This is a genomic window from Streptomyces milbemycinicus (assembly GCF_002154605.1).
Classification (GTDB): Bacteria; Actinomycetota; Actinomycetes; order Streptomycetales; family Streptomycetaceae; genus Streptomyces; species Streptomyces milbemycinicus.
Genome location: NZ_MUNE01000613.1, coordinates 1 through 8997 on the forward strand (window position 1 = coordinate 1; position 8997 = coordinate 8997).

Here is an 8997-nt window from a genome sequence, read left to right on the forward strand (position 1 = left end):
ACATTCGACTTCAACGACCCCCACCACAACGGCCGACCCCCCGGCCGACCCTGCCCCTACGTCGCCAACAACGCCTGAGCCTCGATCGGATCACCCAGCGTCGTCCCCGTACCATGCGCCTCCACCGCATCCACCTCAGCAGCGGAAAGCCGCGCATTGGCCAACGCCTGCCGGATCACCCGCTGCTGGGAAGGCCCGTTCGGCGCGGTCAGACCATTCGACGCACCGTCCTGGTTCACCGCCGAACCACGCACCACGGCAAGCACCGAATGGCCATGACGGCGGGCATCCGACAACCGCTCAAGCAGCAGCATGCCTCCGCCTTCGCCCCAAGCCGTGCCATCCGCGTCGGCGGAGAACGCCTTGACGCGGCCGTCCGCGGCAAGACCGCGCTGGCGGCTGAACTCCACAAAGCCCGCTGGTGTCGACATCACCGTCACCCCACCGGCGAGCGCGAGCGAACACTCGCCCTGCCGCAACGCCTGCGCCGCCAAATGCAAGGTCACCAGCGACGACGAACAGGCCGTGTCCACCGTCACGGCAGGACCTTCCAGTCCGAACGTGTAGGACAGACGCCCCGACACGACACTGGCCGCGCTGCCCGTACCGAGGTAGCCCTCGAGACCCTCCGGCGCATGCTGCAGCAGCGCGATGTAATCCTGACCGTTCGTACCGGCGAAGACACCGGCACGTGTGCCTCGCAGAGTCTCCGGGTCGATACCCGCCCGCTCGAAGACCTCCCACGAGATTTCCAGCAGGAGCCGCTGCTGCGGATCCATGGCCAGCGCCTCTCGCGGCGAAATCCCGAAAAAGGCCGGGTCGAACTCGGCGGCGTCATGCAGGAAGCCGCCTTCGCGGGTGTAGCTCTTGCCCGGCTGATCGGGATCCGGGTCGTACAGCCCCTCGATGTCCCAACCGCGGTCGGACGGGAAGTCGGAGATCGCGTCGCCGCCAGAAGTCAGCAGCTCCCACAGCGCCTCCGGCGTCCCGGCGCCGCCGGGGAAACGGCAGCTCATGCCCACGATGACGATGGGGTCCTCATCCGTGGCCACCGCCAGGGGCGTGGTGGTGGCCATGTCGTCCTCGACGCCGACGATCTCGGAACGGAGGTGTTGGGCGAGAGCGGCGGGAGTGGGGTAGTCGAAGACCAGTGTTGCGGGCAGGGACAGGCCGGAGGCGGCTTGGAGCCAGTTGCGAAGTTCGACAGCGGTCAGCGAGTCGAAACCGAGCTCCTTGAACGGCTTGGTCGGCGGGACCGCATCGGAGTTCGAGTGCCCGAGCACGGCCGCCACCTGCGTACGCACCAGCCCGAGCAAGGTTCGGTCCTGCTCGGCCGGGGAAAGCCCGAGCAGTTTCTCGCGCAGACTGGGCGCGGTCTCGCCCTCCCCCGTCGTGGCGGTCCCGCTCGCCGCTTCCAGAGCCTTGCGGACCTCGGGGATCTCACCGATCAGCGGCGCCGTTCGGACAGCCGTAAAGGCCGGCGCGAATCGCTCCCAGTCCACGTCGGCCACCGCTACGCAGCCGTCCTTACGCTGCAACACCTGATCCAGCACCGCAATCGCGTCATCGGGCGCCATTGATGCGATGCCGCCGCGCCGCATGCGCTCCTTCGTCACTCCGTCGGTCGCCATTCCGGCCTCGGCCCAGGGCCCCCAGGCCACGGAGGTGGCGGGCAGACCGAGCACGCGACGCTGCTGCGCGAGAGCATCCAGGAAAGCGTTCGCTGCGGCGTAGTTGCCCTGGCCGGCGCCACCGACGGCCCCGGCGAGGGAGGAGAAGAGCACAAACGCGGAGAGGTCGAGATCCTTGGTCAGCTCGTGCAGGTTGAGCGCGGCATCCGCCTTCGCGCACAGCACGCCCGCGAGTCGGTCGGGAGTCAGCGACTCGATCACACCGTCGTCCAGCACACCGGCCGCGTGGATCACAGTCGTCAGCGGATACTCGGCGGGAATGGAGGACAGCAGCCCTGCCAACGCGGTCCGGTCGGCCACATCACACGCTGCCACCGTCACCCGCACGCCCAGCCCCTCCAGCTCACTCACCAGCCCAGAAGCGCCGGGGGCGCCCAGGCCACGACGGCTGGTCAGCACGAGGTGCTCGGCTCCGTTACGGGCCAGCCAACGCGCGACATGCCCACCCAGCGCCCCCGTACCACCAGTGACCAGCGCCGTACCACTCATACGCCACTCCCCGACACCTCCACCACCGCCGGCACGCAGCAGGCGACGGCCGAAGACACCCGCCGAACGCACCGCCACCTGATCCTCACCACCAGCGCCCTTCAGGACGTCGACCAGCCGCTCCAGTACACGGTCTTGCAGCACCTCGGGCAAATCGACCAGGCCACCCCAACGCTCCGGATGCTCCAGGCCGACCACCCGGCCCAGCCCCCACACCTGAGCCTGCACCGCACTCAGCAACACCTCCGAATCGCTGACCGACACCGCACCACGCGTCACCACCCACAACGGCACCCCTACCCCGATATCACCCAGCGCCTGCACCAACCCCAACGTGCCGGCCAGACCAGCCGACACACCGCCACACAACGACTCGTCCAACGCCACCAACGACAACACACCGCTCACGGACGAACCGCCCGACTCCGATACAGCCTGCGCCAACTCAGCCCGATCGGACCCTGACCCGACGACAACACGCACAATCTCCGCCCCACGGCCCTCCAACCCCCGAGCGACCTCAGCAACCCACGCGTTCTCAGCCAAACCAGCGGGAACAGCCAGCAACCACGTCCCCGACAACACCACCGACGACTCAACCGAAACCGGCTTCCAACCAACCCGATAACGCCACCCATCCAACCGCGACCGCACCCGCTGCCCCCGCCGCCACGACGACAACACCGGCAACACAGCGCTCAACGGCTCATCAGCGGAAACCCCGAGAGTCGAAGCCAGCGACTCCAGCTCCTCCCGCTCCACCGCCTCCCAGAACCGCACCTCCTCCCCATCCGCCACAACCGCATCCGCCCCACCAAGGGCATCCAGCCAGAACCGCTCCCGCTGAAAGGCATACGTCGGCAGATCCACCCGCCACGCCCCCGCACCGGCGAAAACCTCCGTCCACCGCACAGCCACGCCATGCACCCACGCCTGCCCAACACCCGACAGCAACGACTCAACCTCAGGACGCCCCGACCGCAACACAGGGACGAACACACCATCAGCCACGGTCTCCGCACCCATAGCGCTCAGTACGCCATCAGGGCCCAGTTCGAGGAAGGTCGTAATGCCCTGCTCGGCGAGCGCAGCCACCCCATCCGCAAATCGCACCGCTTGCCGAACATGCCGCACCCAGTAATCAGCCGAAACCAGCTCACCAGAGGTGGCCAACTCGCCCGTCACATTGGAAATGACCGGAATGCGGGGCGCCTGGTAAGTCAGGGTCTCGGCAACGGTACAGAAGTCGTCCAACATCGCCTCCATGCGAGGCGAGTGGAACGCATGCGACACCTCAAGACGCTTGGTCTTACGCCCCTGACCCCGCAGCGTCTCCGCCACAGCAAGGACAGCATCCTCGTCACCCGAGACGACCACCGAGCAGGGACCATTGACCGCAGCAACGCCGACCTGGCCCTCGTACTCGGCCAGAAGCGGCGCCACCTCGTCCTCGGTGGCCTGGACAGCAACCATCGCACCGCCGGCGGGCAACGCCTGCATCAACCGCCCGCGCGCCGCCACCAACCGAACCGCATCCTCAAGCGAGAACACACCCGCCACATGGGCCGCCACGATCTCACCGACCGAATGCCCACCCACAAACTCCGGCACCACACCCCACGACTCAACCAACCGGAACAACGCCACCTCAACGGCAAACAGACCAGCCTGCGTAAACACCGTCTGACCAAGAAGAACAGCATCATCACCGAAGATCACATCACGCACAGACCGCTCGACATGCCCCGCAAGTTCCCTGTCCAGCAGCCCGCACACCTCGTCGAACACTTCCGCGAACACCGGATACTGGCCATACAGCTCACGGCCCATACCCACCCGCTGACTGCCCTGCCCCGAAAACAACACCGCCAACCGACCCGAACCGACCCCCTGACCGACGACAACACCAGAAGCCGACTCACCCCGCACCAACGCGCCCAGCCCAGCCAGCAAACCACCACGATCACCCACCACCACAGCACGGTACTCAAAGGCCGAACGCCCGGCCACCAGCGACCAACCGACATCCACCAGCGAGACCTCAGCACGCCCCTCGACGTGCGACAGCAGACGTCCCGCCTGCCCCCGCAACGCACCCACACCACGTCCCGACACCACCCACGGCACCACAGCAGGAACCACCGACGCCACCGGCTCCTCGGACTCCGCCTCAACCGCAGGCGCCTCCTCAAGGACTACGTGCGCGTTCGTCCCGCTCACACCGAACGACGACACACCCGCCCGACGAGGCCGGTCGCTCTTCGGCCAGGGGCGTCGTTCGGTGAGCAGTTCCACCGCACCCGCACCCCAGTCCACCTGCCTCGACGGCTCATCCACATGCAGGGTCTGAGGGAGTTCGCCGTGCTTCATGGCGAGCACCATCTTGATCACGCCCGCGACACCCGCCGCAGCCTGGGTATGACCGATGTTGGACTTCAGCGACCCCAGCCACAGCGGCCGGCCCTCCGGCCGCTCCTGACCGTACGTCGCCAGCAGCGCCTGAGCCTCGATCGGATCACCCAGCGTCGTCCCCGTACCATGCGCCTCCACCACATCCACCTCAGCAGCGGAAAGCCGCGCACTCGCCAACGCCTGCCGAATCACCCGCTGCTGCGAAGGCCCGTTCGGCGCCGTCAAACCATTCGACGCACCATCCTGATTCACCGCCGAACCACGAACCACCGCCAACACCCGACGCCCATTCCGCCGCGCATCAGACAACCGCTCCAGAAGCAACACCCCCGCACCCTCGCCCCAGCCCGTGCCATCCGCGCTCTCCGCGAAGGCCTTGCAGCGGCCGTCAGCCGCAAGCCCCCGCTGACGGCTGAACTCCACGAAGGCCACCGGGGTGGACATCACGGTCACCCCGCCCGCCAGAGCAAGTGAGCACTCGCCCTGACGCAGGGCCTGAGCGGCCAGGTGCAGCGTCACCAACGACGCCGAACATGCTGTGTCGATTGTGACGGCGGGGCCCTCAAGACCGAGGAAATACGAGAGCCGACCCGAGACGACGCTGGCCGCGCTGCCTGTGCCGAGGTACCCCTCAAGTCCCCCCGGCGCATGCTGGAACAGTGAGGCGTAATCCTGGCCGTTCGTACCTGCGAAGACACCGGTACGGCTGCCCTTCAGTGAAGCCGGATCGATACCCGCACCCTCAAAGACCTCCCACGAGATTTCCAGCAGCAACCGCTGCTGCGGATCCATCGCCGCCGCCTCACGCGGTGAGATCCCGAAAAACGCCGCATCGAAGTCCGCAGCCCCGTGCAGAAAGCCGCCCTCCCGCACATAGGAGGTGCCCGGGCGTTCGCGATCCGGGTCGTAGAGGTTCTCCACGTCCCAGCCACGATCCATCGGAAATTCCGAAACCGCGTCGGTCTCCGATGCCAGCAGGTCCCAGAACTGCTCCGGAGAACTCACTCCCCCAGGGAAACGGCAGCTCATGCCCACAATCGCGATCGGTTCGCGCGCTGCGGCCGCGATCTTCCGGTTCTGCTGCCGCAGTCGTTCGTTCTCTTTGAGGGACGCACGCAGTGCTTCGAGAATCTTCTCAGGAGACGTGTTCATCGCCAGCTCCACATTTCAAGCGCTTCAGGAATCAGTGTTTTCAAACGCCATGCGAAGCAGGCTCTCGGTGTCCATGGAATCGATGGAGTCGATCGAGTCGGCGGTCTCCTGGCTATCCTCACCGCTCGGCAAGGAGACCTCCTCAGAGAAGTCGGCGAGTTGCAACAGGACTTCCATCAGCCCCGCGTCCCGGAGCTTGGCCAGGGGAATCGAGGCCAGCGCGTGCCGAATGCGGACGTCCTGAGGCGTCAATTCAGCTTCGTCGTCACTCTCGGGGAAGATCCGGTCCCGAAGAGTGTCGGCGAGAGCGTTCGGGGTCGGATAGTCGAAGACCAGCGTGGCCGGAAGGGTCAGGCTGGTGGCCGCTTGGAGACGGTTACGGAGCTCGACAGCGGTCAGCGAGTCGAAGCCGAGCTCCTTGAAGGCTCGTCCGGCGGCCACCGCTTCGGTGTTGGCATGTCCGAGCACGGCCGCCACCTGAGTACGGACCAGTTCGAGCAGCGTTCTCTCCCTCTCGGCCGGGCTGAGGTCTGCCAGCTTGTCGCGGAGCGCGGTGTCAACCGCACTCGCCACGGCAGTTACGTTCCCCCCTGCCAGAGCATCGCGGGCCTCGGGGATCTCGCTGATCAACGGCGCCCTACGGACAGCCGTGAAGGCCGGCGCGAACCGCTCCCAGTCCACATCGGCCACCGCGACGCCACCGTCGTTGCGGTCGAGCACCTGGCCCAATACGGCGATCGCGTCCTCTGGCCTCATCGCGGTCAGCCCGCCGCGCTGCATGCGCTGCTCGCCCACGCCATCCACGGCCATTCCGGCCTCGGCCCAGGGCCCCCAGGCCACGGAGATGGCGGGCAGACCGAGCGCGCGGCGCTGCTGTGCGAGGGCGTCCAGGAAGGTATTCGCGGCGGCGTAATTGCCTTGCCCTGGGCCACCGATCAGACCCGCCAGAGAGGAGAACATGACGAATGCCGAGAGGTCGAGGTCCTTGGTCAGTTCGTGCAAGTTGAGCGCGGCGTCAGCTTTGGCACGCAGCACGCCCGCGAGTCGGTCGGGAGTCAGCGACTCGATCACACCGTCGTCCAGCACACCGGCCGCGTGGATCACAGTCGTCAGGGGATGCTCGACGGGAAGCGAGCCCAGCAGCCCCGCCAAGGCAGTCCGATCAGACACATCGCACGCGGCGACGGTGACCTTCACCCCCAGGCCCACCAGCTCCGACGCGAGCTCCTCGGCGCCCGGGGCATCAAGGCCACGGCGGCTGGTCAGTACGAGGTGCTCCGCACCACACGACACCAACCAACGCGCCACATGCGCACCGAGCGCGCCCGTCCCACCGGTGACCAGGGCCGTGCCACTCGTGCGCCACTCCCGGCCGACCCCACCGCCGCCGGCGCGCAGCAGGCGGCGGCCGAAGACACCGGCCGAACGCACCGCCACCTGATCCTCACCACCGGAACCCGCCAACACACCGACCAGCCGATCCGCCGCGCGCTCGTCGAACGCCTCAGGCAGGTCGACCAGGCCACCCCAACGCTCCGGATGCTCCAGACCGACCACCCGGCCCAGCCCCCACACCTGAGCCTGCACCGCACTCAACAACGCCTCCGAGTCGCTGACCGACACGGCACCACGCGTCACCACCCACAACGGCATTCCCATCCCAACATCACCCAGCCCCTGCACCAACCCCAACGTGCCAACCAGGCCAGCTGGGACACCGCCACACAACGACTCGTCGAACGCCAGCAAAGACAACACCCCACTGACCGCAGGGCCTTCACCCGCAGCCTCGGCCACACCTACACGGTCATCATCGGCCTCCACCACAAGACGCCGCACCACAGCCCCCCGCGTCTCAAGCCCCTGAGCGACATCGGCGACCCATGCGTCCTCAGCCAAACCAGCGGGAACAACCAGCAACCACGTCCCCGACAACACCGGCGACGACTCAACCGAAACCGGCTTCCAACCGACCCGGTAGCGCCACCCATCCAACCGCGACCGCTCTCGCTGCCCCCGCCGCCACGACGACAACACCGGCAACACAGCACCCAACTGCTCACCGTCCGACAGCTCAAGCGTCGAAGCAAGCGACTCCAGGTCCTCTTGTTCCACCGCCTCCCAGAACCGCGCCTCCACCTCATCCACCACAACCGCCTCAACAGGAGCATCCAGCCAAAACCGCTCCCGCTGAAAGGCATACGTCGGCAGATCCACCCGCGACGCCCCCGTACCGGCGAACACCTCCGCCCAGCGCACAGCCACGCCCCGCACCCACGCCTGCGCCAGGCCCGACAGCAACGACTCAGCCTCAGCACGCCCCGACCGCAACACAGGAACGAACACCCCATCGGCCACGGACTCCGCACCCATCGCGCTCAACACCCCATCGGGACCCAGCTCAAGAAACACGGACACGCCCTGCTCGGCCAGACAGGCCACGCCCTCACCGAAACGAACTGCCTGACGCACATGCCGCACCCAGTAATCAGCCGAAACCAGCCCACCAGACGTGGCCAACCTGCCCGACGCATTGGAAACGACCGGAATACGCGGCGCGACGTAGGTCAGGGTCTCGGCGATGGTACGGAAGTCGTCCAGCATCAGGTCCATACGAGGCGAATGGAACGCATGCGACACCTCAAGACGCCTGGTCTTACGACCCCGACCCCGGAACGTCTCCGCCACAGCAAGGACAGCATCCTCATCACCAGAGACCACCACCGAGGTCCGACTGTTGACCGCAGCAACGCCGACCCGGCCCTCATACTCGGCAAGAAGCGGCGCCACCTCGTCCTCGGCCGCCTGGACCGCGACCATCGCCCCGCCGACGGGCAGCGCCTGCATCAACCGACCCCGAGCCGCCACCAGCCGCACCGCATCCTCCAACGAAAACACACCCGCCACATGAGCCGCCACGATCTCACCGACCGAATGACCACCCACAAACTCCGGCACCACACCCCACGACTCAACCAACCGGAACAACGCCACCTCAACAGCGAACAGGCCAGCCTGCGTAAACACCGTCTGCCCGAGCAGAACAGCATCGCCACCGAAGATCACATCACGCACAGACCGCTCGACATACCCCGCAAGTTCCCTGTCCAGCAGCCCGCACACCTCGTCGAGCACTTCCGCGAACACCGGATACTGGCCATACAGCTCACGGCCCATACCCACCCGCTGACTGCCCTGACCCGAAAACAACACCGCCAACCGACCCGAGCCCACACCCTCCACCGGCCCCGTC

Annotated in this window: 1 protein-coding gene and 1 pseudogene; both read right to left on the bottom strand. The window is 66.9% G+C overall.

Annotation, left to right across the window (positions count from 1 at the left end; all coding sequences use genetic code 11):
• Window positions 1-59 precede the first annotated feature (59 nt).
• Window positions 60-5756: pseudogene (locus CCN51_RS40400) on the bottom strand (type I polyketide synthase); the annotation flags it as partial.
• 12 nt (window positions 5757-5768) lie between these two features.
• Window positions 5769-8997, bottom strand: a 3229-nt coding sequence (locus CCN51_RS40405; protein ID WP_342749411.1) for an SDR family NAD(P)-dependent oxidoreductase, incomplete at its 5' end; no start/stop codon positions are given.